Source organism: Enterococcus sp. AZ091 (assembly GCF_051714805.1).
Lineage (GTDB): Bacteria > Bacillota > Bacilli > Lactobacillales > Enterococcaceae > Enterococcus_D > Enterococcus_D gallinarum.
Genome location: NZ_JBIOSO010000001.1, coordinates 1317434 through 1335733, shown reverse-complemented (window position 1 = coordinate 1335733; position 18300 = coordinate 1317434). Strand labels below are relative to the sequence as shown.

Genomic DNA, 18300 nt, shown 5'->3' with positions numbered 1-18300 from the left:
TATAGCGAATAAAAAAGCGTCACAGTTAGGCAAATCTAACTGTGACGCTTTTTTATTGAGTAGTAACACTTCTATCATTTTAGAAGAGCTAGGAAATTTATCCCAGCCCTTCATAAACTGAAAGGAACTGATTAATCCGTTTCACGCTTTGCTGCATCTTTTTTCTTTTTCATTAAAGCAATCGCAGCTAACAGCGCGGCAATTCCAGCAAGAGACATTTGACTACCGCTTGCATCAGATTCACCAGTCTTAGGAAGAGTGGCTCCAGTCGCATGTCCCCCCACTCCTATGTTGCCTTGTGACGTTCCTGTATTTCCATTCGTTGCATTATTCTGCTCGGAATTTGTAGGAGTTGAAGTAGATCCGCTGATTGATGCACTTTCTGAAAGTGAATGATCTTGACTAGTTGATTGTGATTGTAGTTCTGAAAGACTTTCAGACAAACTATTACTATGATAGTCACTGACGATTTCAGAGTTGACATCACTTGTACTTGTACTTAACGAAGCAGATTCACTAATGCTTGTACTTTCGCTGATTGATTCGCTTGCGCTCATAGAGACGGAGTCCCGATCAGAAGCACTAAAGCTTTCACTCAGACTAGCAGAGTTGCTAGCACTTGTACTATCGCTTGTAGAGCCAGATTCACTTGTCTCAGCACTGCTTGACATTGAGTCACGTTCACTATCACTGATGCTTGTGCTTTCGCTAGCTGATTCACTCACACTTAGACTTTCACTTGTTGAGTTCGAATCACTTACACTTGCACTATTCGACATTGAATCACGTTCACTATCACTGATACTTGTGCTCTCGCTAGCTGATTCACTCACATCCAGGCTTTCACTTGTTGAGTTCGAATCACTCACACTTGCACTATTCGACATTGAATCACGTTCACTGTCACTAATGCTTGTGCTTTCGCTAACGGATTCACTCGTACTTGTACTTTCACTCGTTGAATTCGAATCACTTACACTCGCACTATTCGACATTGAATCACGCTCACTATCACTAATGCTTGTGCTTTCGCTAACGGATTCACTCGTACTTGTACTTTCACTCATTGAATTCGAATCACTTACACTTGCACTATTCGACATTGAGTCACGTTCACTGTCACTCGTACTTGTACTTTCACTGGCTGATTCACTCATACTTGCACTTTCGCTTTGACTAATCGATGTGCTTTCACTTGCAGAAATTGACTCACTTGTACTGAAACTGCGGCTTTCTTCCGTAGAAATACTTGCGCTTTCAGACTCAGAATCACGAGTGCTGGAGCTGTCGCTTATACTCTCAGAAGCAGAGACTTGGTCGCTAGTGCTCATTGATTGACTCAAACTTGTACTGTCACTTGCACTAACCGATTCAGAATCTCGGAAACTTTCACTCGTACTAATACTTTCACTAATCGAAGTTGATTCGCTAGGTGAAACCACCGTACTATTCCGCTCGCTTTCGCTAGTACTGATGCTGACGCTAACTGATTCACTTATACTCGAACTTTGTGAATCACTTGTTGAAGCACTCACACTTTGAGACTCAATCACTTCTTGTTTTTCGCTAAGCGACGTACTGATTGATGCCGATTCGCTTAGACTCGTACTAATTGATTGTGAGGTGCTAGTGCTTTCACTAGCACTTGCTGAGACAGAATCATTGGTACTTGTACTGTCACTTGTTGAAAGGCTAGAACTATTCGATCTTGAATATAGATCACTTAAGCTGTCACTTGCACTAGCGCTATTGCTGATTGATGTGCTAGCACTATCACTCGTGCTGAAACTACGTGATTCGCTTGCACTTTCAGATCTAGATACTAAATCACTTTGGCTCGTGCTTAAACTTAAGCTGTTACTGATCGATGTGCTGCCGCTATAGCTCAGGCTGTCACTTCGCGATTCACTCGCACTCTCTGATCTAGATAGTAAATCACTTAAGCTAGTACTTGCACTCAAGCTATCACTGATTGAAGTGCTCATGCTGTTGCTTACACTATCACTCCGTGACTCACTAGCACTTGTTGATTGAGAGTTCATTTCACTTAAACTTAAGCTAGTACTGCTGCTTCCGCTAAAGGAAGTACTTGTGCTTTGACTTAAGCTATTGCTTCGCGACTCACTGGCACTGGCTGAACGAGATAGTAATTCGCTCAAGCTAGTACTGCTGCTTTCACTCGTACTAATTGACGTGCTGCTGCTATAGCTGACGCTATCACTCCGTGACTCGCTGGCACTTACTGATTGTGATAGTTGTTCACTTAGACTTGTACTAGAGCTCAAACTCGTACTAGCTGAAGTACTATTACTGAAACTATTACTTAGACTATTACTTAAGCTAATCCCTTCGGAAAGCGAGTCGCTTGTCAATTGACTCAAGCTAGTACTCAAGCTGGTACTGTTGCTCATGCTAGTTGACGATGAATCACTCAATGAAATACTAGTACTTGTGCTGAGACTCAGACTTGCAGAAGTACTACTGCTGTAGCTTTGACTTTCACTTGCTAATGATCTACTTTCTGAAAGACTATCGCTATTGCTCAAGCTTGCACTGATTGACAACGAGTCACTGATTGATGTGCTGAGACTCAAACTTTCGCTCATACTTACAGAAGCACTATTACTAATACTTGTACTATCACTAGTGCTTGCACTAATGCTTGCTGAGGTACTACTGCTGTAGCTAGAACTGTCACTAGTACTTTGACTAATACTTGCCGAAGTACTGCTGCTATAGCTTTCACTCATACTAGAACGTGAATCACTGATTGACGTACTCATACTATTCGATTCACTGTTGCTGATACTTGAACTAATTGAAGCAGAATCACTGACTGAAGTGCTGACACTTGTGCTCAGGCTCAAGCTGGCTGAAGTACTACTGCTATAACTTTGACTTTCACTAGCCCGCGAATCGCTAACTGACGTACTTGTACTTGTTGATTCACTAATACTTGCACTAGTACTACCGCTGTAGCTTGCAGAGTCGCTCGCACTTTGTGAAACCAAACCACTAGTACTCAATGAGGATGAATCACTGATTGATGTGCTTACACTTGATGATTCGCTGTTACTGATACTTGTGCTTACAGATAATGAATCACTTAGCGATGTGCTTGTACTTATCGAGTCACTGTTACTTACACTTGTGCTGCCGCTATAGCTTGCAGAATCACTCGCACTTAATGATGCGGAAATACTCATGCTTAGAGACAGCGAATCGCTGATTGATGTACTTGTACTTGTCGAGTCACTGTTACTTACGCTTGTGCTGCCACTGTAACTTGCAGAATCACTCGCACTCAGTGATGTTGAAATACTTGTACTCAATGACATAGAGTCACTGATTGACGTGCTTACACTTGCGGATTCACTATTACTAATACTTGTACTTACAGATAATGAATCACTGATCGACGTACTTGTACTTGTTGATTCACTGTTGCTTTCGCTTGTACTTAGCGACGAAGAATCACTTAGTGACGTGCTTTCGCTTGTGGACTCGCTATTACTTACGCTCGTACTACCACTGTAGCTTGTAGAATCACTCGCACTTAATGATGCGGAAATACTTGTGCTTACTGACAATGAATCACTGACTGACGTACTTTCGCTTGTCGACTCACTGTTACTTACGCTCGTACTACCGCTGTAACTTGCAGAATCACTCGCGCTTAATGATGCCGAAATACTTGTACTCAATGAGGATGAATCACTGATCGACGTACTTGCACTTGCTGATTCACTATTACTGATACTTGTGCTTACTGATAATGAATTACTGATCGAAGTGCTTGTACTTGTTGACTCACTGTTACTTACGCTCGTACTACCGCTGTAGCTTGTAGAATCACTCGCACTTAGTGATGCCGAAATACTTGTACTCAATGAGGATGAATCACTGATTGACGTACTTGCACTTGCGGATTCACTATTACTGATACTTGTGCTTACTGATAATGAATCACTGATCGAAGTGCTTGTACTTGTTGACTCACTGTTACTTACACTTGTGCTACCACTGAAGCTTGCGGAATCGCTCGCACTTAATGATGCAGAAATGCTTGTGCTCAATGAGGATGAATCACTGATCGACGTACTCGTACTTGTCGATTCGCTATTACTTACACTTGTGCTACCACTGAAGCTTGCGGAATCGCTCGCACTTAGTGATGCCGAAATACTTGTGCTCAATGAGGATGAATCACTGATCGACGTACTTGTACTTGCTGAATCACTGATACTTACGCTAGTGCTTAGTGATGATGAATCACTCATTGACGTACTTGTACTTGTCGAATCACTGTTACTTACGCTCGTACTACCGCTGTAACTTGCAGAATCGCTCGCACTTAGTGATGCCGAAATACTTGTGCTCAATGAGGATGAATCACTGATCGACGTACTTGTACTTGCTGAATCACTGATACTTACGCTAGTGCTTAGTGATGATGAATCACTCATTGACGTACTTGTACTTGTCGAATCACTGTTACTTACGCTCGTACTACCGCTGTAACTTGCAGAATCGCTCGCACTTAGTGATGCCGAAATACTTGTGCTCAATGAGGATGAATCACTGATCGACGTACTTGTACTTGCTGAATCACTGATACTTACGCTAGTGCTTAGTGATGATGAATCACTCATTGACGTACTTGTACTTGTCGAATCACTGTTACTTACGCTCGTACTACCGCTGTAACTTGCAGAATCGCTCGCACTTAGTGATGCCGAAATACTTGTGCTCAATGAGGATGAATCACTGATCGACGTACTTGTACTTGCTGACTCGCTGATACTTACGCTAGTGCTTAGTGATGATGAATCACTCATTGACGTACTTGTACTTGTCGAATCACTGTTACTTACGCTCGTACTACCGCTGTAACTTGCAGAATCGCTCGCACTTAGTGATGCCGAAATACTTGTGCTCAATGAGGATGAATCACTGATCGACGTGCTCAAGCTTGCTGACTCGCTGATACTTACGCTAGTGCTTAGTGATGATGAGTCACTGATTGATGTGCTTACGCTTGTTGACTCACTAATACTTGCAGATATTGATTCGCTAGTCGACGTACTTGCACTTGTCGATTCACTACTACTTACGCTCGTACTACCACTATAGCTTGCAGAATCACTCGCGCTTAATGATGTTGAAATACTTGTACTCAATGAGGATGAATCACTGATTGATGTACTTACGCTTGCGGATTCACTATTACTGATACTTGTGCTTACAGATAACGAATCACTGATCGACGTACTTATGCTTGTTGACTCACTAATACTTGCAGATGTTGACTCACTAGCTGACGTACTTGCACTTGTCGAATCACTGTTGCTTACGCTCGTGCTACCGCTGTAGCTTGCAGAATCGCTCGCACTTAGTGATGCCGAAATACTTGTGCTCAATGAGGATGAATCACTGATTGACGTGCTCAAGCTTGCTGACTCGCTGATACTTACGCTAGTGCTTAGTGATGATGAGTCACTGATTGATGTGCTTACGCTTGTTGACTCACTAATACTTGCAGATATTGATTCGCTAGTCGACGTACTTGCACTTGTCGATTCACTACTACTTACGCTCGTACTACCACTATAGCTTGCAGAATCGCTCGCACTTAGTGATGCAGAAATACTTGTGCTCAATGAGGATGAATCACTGATTGACGTGCTCAAGCTTGCTGACTCGCTGATACTTACGCTAGTGCTTAGTGATGATGAGTCACTGATTGATGTGCTTACGCTTGTTGACTCACTAATACTTGCAGATGTTGATTCACTTGCTGACGTACTTGTACTTGTCGAATCACTGTTACTTACGCTCGTACTACCGCTGTAACTTGCAGAATCGCTCGCACTTAGTGATGCAGAAATACTTGTGCTCAATGAGGATGAATCACTGATTGACGTGCTCAAGCTTGTTGACTCACTGATACTTGCAGATGTTGATTCACTTGCTGACGTACTTGCACTTGTCGATTCACTACTACTTACGCTCGTACTACCACTATAGCTTGCAGAATCGCTCGCACTTAGTGATGCAGAAATACTTGTGCTCAATGAGGATGAATCACTGATTGACGTGCTCAAGCTTGTTGAGTCACTGTTACTTGCAGATGTTGATTCACTAGCTGACGTACTTTCACTTGTTGAGTCGCTATTACTTACACTCGTACTGCCGCTGTAACTTGTTGATTCACTTGCACTTAGTGATGTCGAAACGCTGACACTCACTGAGGATGAATCACTAAGTGAGGTACTCAAGCTTGTTGAATCACTAATACTTACCGATAAAGAATCACTAGCTGATATGCTGGCACTGATTGAGTCACTGATACTTGTAGATGTTGATTCGCTAACTGACGTACTCACACTTGTCGAATCACTGTTACTTACGCTCGTACTACTGCTGTAACTTGCAGATTCGCTCGCACTTAGTGAGGTAGAAATACTTGTACTCAATGAGGATGAATCACTGATTGATGTGCTCAAACTGGTTGACTCACTGATACTTACTGATAGTGAATTACTTGCAGAAATACTTTCACTTGTTGAATCGCTATTACTTACACTCGTACTGCCGCTATAGCTGGCTGATTCACTACTAGACTCACTATTACTATCGCTAATGCTCAATGACATCGACGTACTAATTGAATTTGAGATCGATTCTGACTCCGATAAACTTTCGGATAAACTCATGCTTGCACTCAACGAATCAGAAATAGATTCACTTAAACTAATGCTTTCACTGAGGGAAGAAGAATCCGATTCACTGATAGCGACAGATAATGATTCTGATGCTGAAATACTTTCTGATACTGAGTCACTTTCTGACAGAGATAGTGACGTGGATTCACTTAGTGATTCCGAGAGTGAAACTGATACTGACTCTGATAAAGATAAACTTTCAGAATCACTTGTACTGTTGCTCAATGATCCAGAAACAGACGCACTTAAGCTGGAACTATCACTTTCCGAATCAGACTCTGATACACTAGCTGATATAGATAACGATTCTGATGCCGAAAGGCTTTCTGACATTGAATCACTATCCGATAATGAAATAGATGTTGAAATACTTTCAGATAGGGATTCTGACAACGATTCTGAATCACTAATAGAAATTGATAGAGACATTGATTCGCTTTCTGAAATAGATGTAGATAACGAACCACTTTCTGAGTCTGATACCGAAACAGATTCACTGATAGAAAGAGACGTTGACTCTGAGTCACTCAATGAAATCGAAACCGATTCTGAATCACTTAAAGAAGTTGAAGTAGAGATTGATGTTGACAATGATTCAGAAGTCGAGTCATTCATGTCAGATTCACTTTCTGAAATAGACGATGACACTGAGTTGCTCTCTGAATCTGATACTGAAACAGACGCACTAATTGATGTAGAAATTGATTCTGAATCACTAATAGAGATCGATTCTGATAATGAGTCACTTTCTGAAATTGATTGAGAAAGAGAAACACTTTCTGACTCAGAAGTAGAAGTAACAATGGATTCTGATAATGATTCGCTTCCCGAAATAGACTCGGACGTAGACAATGATACCGGGTCTTGTTCATAATTGACCGTAAACATCTGTGGCGAAGAATCCGTTTGAGATGCTCCATTGCTGGTAGTATCAAAAGTTTGATTGGCAGCCATAGCTTCCGCTAATGTATTGTAGACTACTCCATCTGGTCCTGTAACCGTATAGATATACCCGTTTCTCTCTAAATCTGCATCTGTCACCCCAAGAGTGAAACTTTCATTTGAAACACCGGAAGTACCATATTTTCCAACAGTGACAGTTCCTGGGATTTGCTCAAATGCTTCCCCTGTAGCAGGATCTGATTCAGGTTGATTATTACCAACGACACCGACTTCTTGATAGGATGGATAAAGAGTGATCGTAATAAATTGTTGATCACTGTCTGTTGTACTGCCATTATTACTAGTACTATCAAAAACAAATGTTCCAGTTTGATCTGCATAATAACCAGCTTGAGTTAGGTAATCCGCGATTAAGTCAGAATAGCTTAGTTCTTGACCAGTCGTCCCATTGATAGCAACTGTGCCAACTTGGTTTTGTAACGGACGGCCATCTGAATTAACAAAAGTTACATTGACAGTTTGTGTGTCTGCTGCAACGTAAATGGTTGTCAGACTCGCTTCAGTTCCGACTGTAGTAGATCCAGGCTGTACATTGCCATTCAATACGGCACCTGTTGCATAATAGTAACCTGGAGGCAAATTAGTCGAAGTATAGTAACTATTTGTCCAATCGATAACATTCCCGTAGTTTGCAGGAATTCTATCTGTTCCGGAAGCTTCGGTACCAGCATTCATATACTCAGAAGAGATTACTTGACCAGTCTTAACGTCGACATATTGGTACTGAACCGAATGATTGGCAACACCATATACATAAATATTATAAGTATAATTTGTGTTCTCCATTGGAACAATCGCAACCGTCGCTTGCCCATAGCTGTCCCCATTATCGGCATTAGTCGTACTATCTCCGCCGCTTTGACCATCATTTTTAGCTGAACTAGCAACTTGGGTACCGATTGCCCACATATAATTTTCAGGCATTAACTCCTTGGCATACTCCAATGTTTGCAAATCAAGATACTCACCAATGTAATTAACGTCTGGATCAATTGGCATATCAACAGTTTTAATAATATTGCCGTACTGATCAACATAATTTACGGTTACGGTTCCTGGCGCAATCGCAACAGTCGCTAATTCACGGGTAGAAGTGTCTACAATGTTAGATGTAGTAACATTTCCAGCCGTATCTTTAATAGTTGTTGTCGAACCTGAAATAGTCATTTCCACGAATTTTAAGTTACGGTTGCCTTCTGGAGCAGCGGTTTGGCTACTGCTGCCTTGCCATGTACTGATCTGAGAATTATTCATGACAAATGTTCCCGAACCGGTAATCAATCGACCTGCCGAAACAGCTCCTGAAGAAGTTAGACGGGCTAAGTGCAATGCCCGCGGTGAAATAAAGCGAACTGTTGCACCGGAAGCCACGTTCACAACAGTGTTGGCATTCCATTGTTGCAGATCAAGTACCGTTCCTGCATTAAATGTAACAACCGCCCTATCTGTGACATTCAACGAGTTCGATCCTACTGTGCGAGTAGCCGTCATCTGCAGATTTTGACCAAAAGTTGCGGTTCGGTCATTTGATTGACTTCCCGAGTAACGAGAAAAATCGAGTAGCATTTGGAAACCGTCTTGTTTCCAAGTTACGTCATCTCCGACAGTAATTGAGTTAAATCCATAATAGACAAGGGGATAGTTGTTGCTGTTATAGGTACTAAGCTCGTTTCCAATAATTGTCGCGCCATCGCCCACTTTAAAGGTGTGATTGAATCCTGTATCACTCGCATTATTGCCACGGATTGCCATATAGTAAAACATGGAGTAGCCGGTAGTACCAGCTGTCCGATTCAACTCTACATGGGCTCCGTTAGCGATTGCTACTTCACCAATTTGCATCAATTCTTGTTTGACATTTGCGACGATTTTACCTGATAAAGTAACGTGACTGTCCTCTGCATCCAGCAATCGTCGTGGTTGATAAGCGGTATCTGTCCCGTTAACTCCATCTCGACCTTCGAGAGTCACATTATTGATATTGAAGAACCAGTACCCATAACCACCGGTTGCTGATCGTGAATCGATCACTCCATCTGCATTACCTGTGCCACTGTCTCCCGAGAGGGTTCCTGATTGCCAATGAATCAAATTCACATCTGTGATCGTAAAGATAGAACCGCGAACTGTAGAACTTGTCCCTACATTAAATGCTGCTCCTGCCATATTGACTGTAAACCCATTACCGTCAATAATCACACTCGTTGCCCGCCATCCTAAATCACGGGTAGCCACATTGGTAGCTGCCGTAATATTAGCGGTTACCTCAATATAGGTAATCGAAGCATTTCCATATGCTGCTTTCAGCGTAGCCCAGTCATTCACTGCTGCATAAGTGCCATTAGCAATAGCTGTTTGCTTGTATAATTCCTTATTTTTCACTTGGTCCGGAACATCAACCGTCACCCCAGAAGGTGAATTGGTTTTGTTACCATCGTTGATTGCCTGTTCAAATTCTTCTCGGCCCATATCTGGATCCGCAGAAACATTGATTTTAACAATCTGCCCTGATTGGGTGGTGATGGCAAAACTAGCAATCAAATTATTGGCACTAGCATATTGTTGTGCTGACCGAATCAAAGATGTGCTTGGTGATTTGCCATCTTTGACAACAATTTCTAATGCATTCGTCGTGGTGTCAACCGACGCTTGTACTTTCTTGGGTACTAATTGATCGAAGAGATCTTGTGCTTTTTGTGACTCCACTTTATTTTTTTCGGAAACAGTTTGTTTTGGTTGGTTCTTTTGACTTACTGAAGTTGAATGAGAGCCACTTGTCGATTGTGACAACGATAGACTTGTCGATTCTGAGGCACTTGACGACAATGAGCCGCTTTCAGAAATCGAGGCACTTTCAGAGATACTCAAACTTTCTGATTCAGATCCGCTCTTCTCTTCCGAAAGACTCCTTGATTCAGAAACACTTTGAGATGCCTCGATACTGGTAGCATTGTTTTCAGTTTCTGAATCACTCATACTCTGTGATTCTGTTACACTCGTTGACTCTGTCGCACTTTGTGACTGGGTGTTGCTTTCGGATTCAGAAAAACTTTCCGATGGACGTATGCTTTCAGATTGTGAAGTAGCCTCACTTTCTTGCGTCGATGAAGCAGGAATTTTGGCATTCGTTTTATTTGCCAAGACGTTCTCGGCATTTGCTTCTTTACTTGCATCTAAAGGCGGTGTGATTTCTGAAGCATGCGCCACGATTGGTGTGATACTCAATCCAGCAATGCCAGTAAAAGAAGTGATCGTTGCATAGACCCAATGTTTTCCGCTTTTATACATCTTGTAGCGTTCACTCTTATTGGAGCGTAGCAACTTTCGATAATTATTCTTTTTACTCATTACGTTTATTTTTCTCCCCTTTCATAAAACTATTTTTATAAGCTTCCCCTAGTCCTATTTTTAAAAGATAGGACAATTCATTATTTCATAACTAGTAAAAAAGTTACGTTTTGTCCCAGAATCGGGACAAAAAAAGAGCAACCTCTTCCATAAAAGAAGTTACTCTGCTTGAAATTCATGTTTGACTAGTTTTAAAGCGGCTGCAATCGTATCATCCATATCATAATAACGATAGTTTGCTAGACGCCCACCAAATAAACATTTTTTTTGCTGATGCGCTAATTTTTCATACTTGCGATACAGTGCATGGTTGATTTGATCGTTAATTGGGTAGTAAGGAATGTCTCCCTTCCGCCAAGTTTTTGGAAATTCTTTCGTGACAACTGTTTTTTTTGTCACAACTGGACAAAAATGTTTATGCTCAATGATTCGCGTATAGGGCGTTTGACTGTCTGTAAAGTTCATGACTGCTGTTCCTTGATAATTATCTGTATCATATGTTTCAGTTTCAAAATGTAAAGAACGATAGGCCAACTCCCCGTAACAATAATCAAAATATTGGTCAATCATTCCAGTATAAACAATCTTCTTGGTTGATGCTTCATGACGCGTACGGTCTGCAAAAAAATCAGTTTCTAAAGAAACTTCAATCAGTGGATTTGAAAGCATTTTTTGAATCATTTCTGTATAGCCCAATTTTGGAATGCCTTGAAAAGTATCCGTAAAATAATTGTTGTTAAATGTATACCGGACCGGCAGTCTTTTAATAATAAAAGAAGGTAGCTGAGCACATCCTCGTCCCCACTGTTTTTCCGTATAGCCTTTGATCAGCTTATGATAAATATCTGTCCCCACCAAAGAAAGAGCTTGTTCTTCTAAATTTCGGGGTCTTTTTATTCCTGTCTTTTCAATTTGAGCCATTAATTTGATGCGAGCTTCATCTGGTCTTTTGGTTCCCCATAATTGGTAAAACGTGTTCATATTGAAGGGGAGATTATATAGCTCACCTTTATAGTTTGCAATAGGTTCATGAATATAGGGATAAAAATCAGCAAACTGATTGACGTAGTCCCAAATTTTTTTGCTCGATGTGTGAAAGATATGCGCACCATATTTATGTATGTCAATTCCGACTTGTTTTTCTGTATAACAGTTGCCACCAATATGTGCTCGTTTTTCCAACATTTTCACCGAGTGACCCCGTTTAGCTGCTTCATAAGCAAAAACCGAGCCAAATAGTCCTGTACCAACGATTAGATAATCATACGCCATGTATTTCTCCTAAATTTATTTTTTCTTTTATTATAGAGTTTCGCTAAACCAGAACTATAATTTCTTTTTTTAGAAAAAGAAAATAAAGAAGAAAAGACTGCTCTCTGTTCCATGAGAAAAATAAGTCTTGATTCAAATCACTTAATCCAGACAGCAAAAAAGCTCTGAAATCACAGCGGTTGTTAAATCAACCGCTGCTCTTTCAGAGCAATGTAATCATCGAAAGATTATTTGTTTTTCAAGTTGTAAAAAGCTTGCAAGCCTTTGTATTCAGCAACTTCACCAAGTTGGTCTTCGATACGTAGTAATTGGTTGTATTTAGCAATACGGTCAGTACGTGAAAGAGAACCAGTTTTGATTTGGCCAGCATTTGTTGCAACTGCGATATCAGAGATTGTTGAATCTTCTGTTTCACCTGAACGGTGAGAAACAACGGCAGTATAACCAGCTTCTTTAGCCATTTCGATCGCATTGAATGTTTCAGTCAATGTACCGATTTGGTTTACTTTGATTAGGATTGAGTTACCGATACCGTTTTTGATTCCTTTTTCAAGGATTTCAGTGTTTGTAACAAACAAGTCGTCACCAACTAATTGAACTTTGTCGCCTAGGCGTTCAGTCAATAGTTTCCAACCATCCCAGTCGTTTTCATCCATACCATCTTCGATTGTGATGATTGGGTATTTGTTAACTAACTCTTCCAAGTAGTCAACTTGTTCTGCAGCTGTACGTTTCACACCGTTTTCGCCTTCAAATTTCGTGTAGTCGTACACGCCATTTTCGTAGAATTCAGAAGAAGCACAGTCAAATCCTAGGTAAACGTCTTTACCTGGTTCTAAACCAGCAGCTTTGATAGCTTCTAAGATTGTTTCAACACCATCTTCAGTTCCTTCAAAACGAGGAGCGAAACCACCTTCGTCACCTACTGATGTTTCTAAACCACGTTTAGATAAGATTGATTTCAATGCATGGAATACTTCAGCACCCCAACGTAGACCTTCTTTGAATGTAGGTGCGCCTACAGGCAAGATCATGAATTCTTGGAAAGCGATCGGAGCATCTGAGTGAGATCCGCCGTTGATGATGTTCATCATAGGTGTTGGCAATACTTTTGTATTGAATCCGCCTAAGTAGTGGTATAAAGGTACTTCTAAATAATCAGCAGCTGCACGAGCAACGGCAATAGAAACACCAAGAATTGCGTTAGCACCTAATTTGCCTTTGTTAGGAGTTCCATCTAAAGCGATCATTGCTTTATCGATAGCCATTTGGTCACGTACATCGTAGCCGATGATTGCTTCAGCAATGACGTTATTTACATTGTCAACTGCTTTCGTTACACCTTTACCACCATAACGAGCTTTGTCGCCATCACGTAATTCAACTGCTTCGTGTTCACCTGTTGAAGCTCCTGAAGGAACCATTCCACGGCCGAAAGCACCTGATTCTGTGTAGACCTCTACTTCGATAGTTGGGTTACCACGTGAGTCTAGGACTTCGCGTGCGTAAACATCAGTAATAATTGACATGTTTTGTCTCTCCTTTGAGTTTGTTTTATCTTAAGGGAATCTCCCTTGCGAACATCTTAATTGTAGTGAAAAAAGCTGTTTTCTGCAAACAATATTTTCATGAGAATGAAATTATTTTACTGCATCCAACAATGCTAGGAATGAATCAGCTTGCAAGCTTGCGCCGCCAACTAATGCTCCATCTACATTTTCTTTTGCCATGTATTCTGCAATATTTTCAGGTTTTACAGAACCACCGTATTGGATACGTACAGCATCAGAAACTGCTTTACCGTATAATTTTTCAACTGTTTGACGTACAACACCACAGATTTCATCAGCAATTTGTGCATCTGCTGATTTACCTGTACCGATCGCCCAAATTGGTTCGTAAGCAATGACTAGATTGCTGACTTGGCCATCTGTCAATCCTTCTAAACCGGCAGTGATTTGTCCTTCGATCCATTCAGCTGTTTTTCCAGCTTCATAAGTTTCTAAAGATTCACCACAACATAGGATTGGGATCATACCATTTGCGAAAATCGCTTTCGCTTTTTTGTTGATGTCTTCGTCAGTTTCATGGAAATATTCACGGCGTTCTGAGTGACCGATGATTACATAGTCAACACCTAAGTCAGCTAAAGCAGCTGGTGAAGTTTCTCCTGTAAAGGCACCTTCATTTTCCCAGTAGCTGTTTTGAGCAGCAATTTTTAATTCTGTACCTTCTGCAGCTGTTACTAATGTTTCCAAGAACAACGCTGGTGCTCCGATAACAGAATCTACTTTATCGTTGCTAGGAATTTTTGTTTTGACTGCTTCAGCAAATTCTTTTGCTTCTTTCGCAGTTTTATTCATTTTCCAATTTCCGGCAATAATTGGTTTGCGCATTTTTCTGGCACTCCTTTGTTATTTAAGGGTCACGGCTGCTTATTGCAACGCAGCCGCGTCATTGCTTGATTATTTGTCGTTGATTGCTGCTAATCCAGGAAGAGTTTTACCTTCTAGAAGTTCTAAACTAGCACCGCCACCTGTTGAGATGTGAGTGAATTTATCAGCAAAACCTAATTGTTCTGCAGCTGCAGCTGAATCTCCACCACCGATGATTGTTGTTGCATCTTCAAGGTTTGCGATTGCTTCACAAACACCGATGGTACCATTAGCAAAGTTTGACATTTCGAACACACCCATTGGTCCGTTCCAAACAACTGTTTTTGCACCTTTTAATGTTTCAGCGAACAATGCAATTGTTTCAGGTCCGATATCTAAGCCCATTTGACCTTCAGGAACATCACCAGTATGTTCTTCTGTTGGAACATCATTTGAAAATTCAGCAGCTGTGATTGAGTCAACTGGTAAAACAAGTTTATCGCCAGCTTTTTCGATCAATTCTTTTGCCAACTCAACTTTATCCGCTTCAACAAGAGAGTTACCAATTTCCATTCCTTTTGCTTTGTAGAATGTATAAGTCATTCCGCCACCGATCAAGATCTTGTCTGCTTTAGGAATCAAGTTTTCAATGACACCGATTTTGTCAGATACTTTCGCACCACCAAGAATCGCTACCATTGGACGTTTTGGTTCTTCGACTGCTTCACCAATAAATTTGATTTCTTTTTCCATTAAGAATCCAGCAACTGTTGGGATTCCTGTAGAAGCGATTCCGACGTTTGAAGCATGGGCACGGTGAGCTGTACCAAATGCATCATTGACAAAAACATCCCCTAATGAAGCCCAATATTTACCAAGCTCTGGATCGTTTTTGCTTTCTTTTTTGCCGTCAACATCTTCAAAACGAGTGTTTTCGAAAACAACAACATCGCCGTCTTTCATGTTGTTGATTGCTGCTTCCAATTTTTCCCCACGTGTTTCAGGAACGAAAGTCACTTCTTTGCCTAACAATTCGCCTAGACGTTTTGCTACTGGTGCTAAAGATTTGCCTTCTTTATCTGCTTCTTCTTTGACACGACCTAAGTGAGAGAAAAGAATTGCTTTTCCGCCATTTTCGATCACGTAATTAATTGTTGGAAGTGCTGCTTTGATACGAGTGTCGTCACCGATCACACCGTCTTTCAATGGAACATTGAAATCCACACGCACAAGAACTTTTTTATCTTTTAAATCGATATCTTGAACTGTCATTTTAGCCATGAACAGATTCCTCCTAATGTAATTGTTAAAAAAAGCGGAGAAGCGCGCTGCTTCCCCGCTTTCTCTTGCGATGGTTTAAATGAATGTACGACGCAAATCTTATAATTTAGCGAAGTATTCTAAAGTACGTACTAATTGTGCAGTGTATGACATTTCGTTATCATACCAAGCAACAGTTTTAACTAATTGTTTGTCGCCAACAGTCATAACTTTTGTTTGAGTTGCATCAAATAGTGAACCGTAAGTCATACCAACGATATCAGAAGAAACGATTTCGTCTGTGTTGTAACCGTAAGATTCGTTTGAAGCTTCTTTCATTGCTGCGTTTACTTCGTCAACAGTTACTTCTTTGTCAAGAACTGTAACTAATTCAGTTAATGAACCAGTTGCAACAGGAACACGTTGAGCAGCTCCGTCTAATTTACCGTTCAATTCAGGAATTACCAAGCCAATAGCTTTAGCAGCACCAGTTGAGTTAGGAACGATGTTTGCTGCAGCAGCACGCGCACGGCGGAAGTCACCTTTAGGGTGTGGTCCGTCTAGAGTCATTTGGTCACCTGTGTAAGCATGGATCGTAGTCATCAAGCCTTCGATCACACCAAATTTGTCATTCAATGTTTTAGCCATAGGAGCTAAACAGTTAGTTGTACATGAAGCACCAGAAATTACTGTTTCATCACCTGTTAAAGTTTCGTGGTTTGTGTTGTAAACGATTGTTGGTACATCGTTTCCGCCAGGAGCTGAGATAACTACACGTTTTGCACCAGCTGTTAAATGTTTTTCAGCAGCTGATTTAGAAGTGAAGAATCCAGTACATTCTAGCACGATTTCAACACCTAATTCGCCCCAAGGCAATTCTTCAGGGTTACGGTTTGCTAGAACTTTGATTTCGTTTCCGTTCACGTTGAATGATCCTTCATGAACTTCAACTGTACCGTTGAAACGTCCTTGTGTTGTATCATATTTTAACAAGTGTGCTAACATTTTAGCGTCTGTTAAGTCGTTGATAGCCACAACTTCGATTCCTTCTACTTCTTGGATACGACGAAATGCTAAGCGTCCGATACGTCCAAATCCATTAATACCTACTTTAACTGTCATTTAAGATTTCCTCCTTATGAAAATCATAAAAATATTTATTTTAAAGGGTTGCCCCTTTTAAAATCTCATTGGCACAGGCTTCATCTGTGATGAGCCATGTTTGTTTTGGTGCATTTTTCATGTATGCATTGATCGCTTTGGCTTTTGATTTACCGCCTGCGATTGCGAAAATGATCGGCACGTTCTGCAAGTCCTTCAACTGCAGTCCGATACGAGGAATCTTATAAACGACCTCGCCTGCTTCATTAAAGAAATAACCGAAGGATTCCGCTACTGCATTCTTTTGTTTCAGCATCAGGATCTCTTTTTCTGACATCTTTCTTCGAGCTGCCATATGCAGTGCTCGTCCAATACTATGAATAACACAATTTGCTTGACTTATCAAGTTTAAGACATCAAGGATCGCTGGTTCTTTCAACAAAAATTCATAGGTGTTAGTGCTTAATTGTTCCGGTACAAATAGGGAACGATAATTACCATTGGTACGCATCGCCATCACTGATCCGACTGAATTTGCCTGAACATTGACTGCTTCTCCGATGCCCCCTCTGGCTGGGACAAACAAGTTATGGCGTTTGCCAGTTTCAAGATTGCCTAGTTCTTCGGCAACTTTTGCCATTGTCGTACCGCCCATCACAGCGATCGTATTCTCACCATCTGGCAGCAATAAGTCTAACGACTCATTAAGCAGCTGACCGAATTCAGCAATCACTTTCGGTTGACGGTCCCCATCACCGCTGGCAATCAAGCAACGATCAATCCCGAAGTACTCGGATAATCGCTTCTCTGTTTGATGCATGCCAAACAATTGATCCATCAAACTGCCGATTTTTGTATAGATTTCTTCGCCATAGGCCGTTAATTGCATACCGCTTTTAGACGAATCAATCAATTTAAGTTTTTTGAGGATATCCGTTTCAGACCTCAACACACGTTCCGTCATTGCTAAGCTTTCAGACAATGTCCGCCGCCCTACTGGTTGCATCCAATAGATAGTCCGTAAAATACGGTAACGTTCTTGAAGCACCGCGAGGATATCCGGGGTGATTGCCTCAATCAATTTCAATTCATCGAGCATTTTGCATCCTCCCGTTGGACTTTTTTTGTCCTACAATGACTTAAAATGACCCATCTATTCCAAAAAAAATTTAATTCATCTCTTACACCAATAATAGTAGCACTTCTGGACGCCTCATGCAACTATTTCAATTATAAAAAATGATTCTCCAAACTTT

Annotated in this window: 7 protein-coding genes; all 7 read right to left on the bottom strand. The window is 41.0% G+C overall.

Features of this window, described 5'->3' with window-relative positions:
• Window positions 1-131 precede the first annotated feature (131 nt).
• The gene (locus IGJ28_RS06755) at window positions 132-11036 is read right to left on the bottom strand and encodes a KxYKxGKxW signal peptide domain-containing protein (protein WP_438845296.1); all 10905 of its coding nucleotides are present in this window, start codon (window positions 11034-11036) and stop codon (window positions 132-134) included.
• Window positions 11037-11195: 159 nt separating this feature from the next.
• A complete protein-coding gene (glf, locus tag IGJ28_RS06750; RefSeq protein ID WP_081131216.1) occupies window positions 11196-12308 on the bottom strand; it encodes a UDP-galactopyranose mutase in 1113 nt (370 codons plus the stop codon).
• A gap of 227 nt (window positions 12309-12535) precedes the next feature.
• Window positions 12536-13837, bottom strand: a complete 1302-nt coding sequence (gene eno / locus IGJ28_RS06745) for a surface-displayed alpha-enolase (protein WP_003127565.1) — start codon at window positions 13835-13837, stop codon at window positions 12536-12538.
• Window positions 13838-13948: 111 nt separating this feature from the next.
• Window positions 13949-14704, bottom strand: a complete 756-nt coding sequence (gene tpiA, locus IGJ28_RS06740; protein ID WP_252712515.1) for a triose-phosphate isomerase — start codon at window positions 14702-14704, stop codon at window positions 13949-13951.
• A gap of 69 nt (window positions 14705-14773) precedes the next feature.
• Window positions 14774-15964: a phosphoglycerate kinase gene (locus IGJ28_RS06735; RefSeq protein WP_003127563.1), complete on the bottom strand. Its 1191-nt coding sequence runs from the start codon at window positions 15962-15964 to the stop codon at window positions 14774-14776.
• Window positions 15965-16063: 99 nt separating this feature from the next.
• Complete coding sequence (gene gap / locus IGJ28_RS06730; RefSeq protein WP_003127561.1) at window positions 16064-17065, bottom strand: type I glyceraldehyde-3-phosphate dehydrogenase; 1002 nt, start codon at window positions 17063-17065, stop codon at window positions 16064-16066.
• A 40-nt stretch (window positions 17066-17105) separates the two neighbouring features.
• Window positions 17106-18143 (bottom strand): sugar-binding transcriptional regulator, encoded by a 1038-nt coding sequence (locus IGJ28_RS06725; RefSeq protein ID WP_003127560.1) that lies wholly within the window; start codon window positions 18141-18143, stop codon window positions 17106-17108.
• Window positions 18144-18300: the final 157 nt, after the last annotated feature.

What these genes read in the sequence shown, in the direction of transcription:
- gap (WP_003127561.1), bottom strand. Translation starts at nt 17,065, where the DNA reads ATGACAGTTAAAGTAGGTATTAATGGATTTGGACGTATCGGACGCTTA.
- eno (WP_003127565.1), bottom strand. Translation starts at nt 13,837, where the DNA reads ATGTCAATTATTACTGATGTTTACGCACGCGAAGTCCTAGACTCACGT.
- glf (WP_081131216.1), bottom strand. Translation starts at nt 12,308, where the DNA reads ATGGCGTATGATTATCTAATCGTTGGTACAGGACTATTTGGCTCGGTT.
- IGJ28_RS06755 (WP_438845296.1), bottom strand. Translation starts at nt 11,036, where the DNA reads ATGAGTAAAAAGAATAATTATCGAAAGTTGCTACGCTCCAATAAGAGT.
- tpiA (WP_252712515.1), bottom strand. Translation starts at nt 14,704, where the DNA reads ATGCGCAAACCAATTATTGCCGGAAATTGGAAAATGAATAAAACTGCG.
- IGJ28_RS06725 (WP_003127560.1), bottom strand. Translation starts at nt 18,143, where the DNA reads ATGCTCGATGAATTGAAATTGATTGAGGCAATCACCCCGGATATCCTC.
- IGJ28_RS06735 (WP_003127563.1), bottom strand. Translation starts at nt 15,964, where the DNA reads ATGGCTAAAATGACAGTTCAAGATATCGATTTAAAAGATAAAAAAGTT.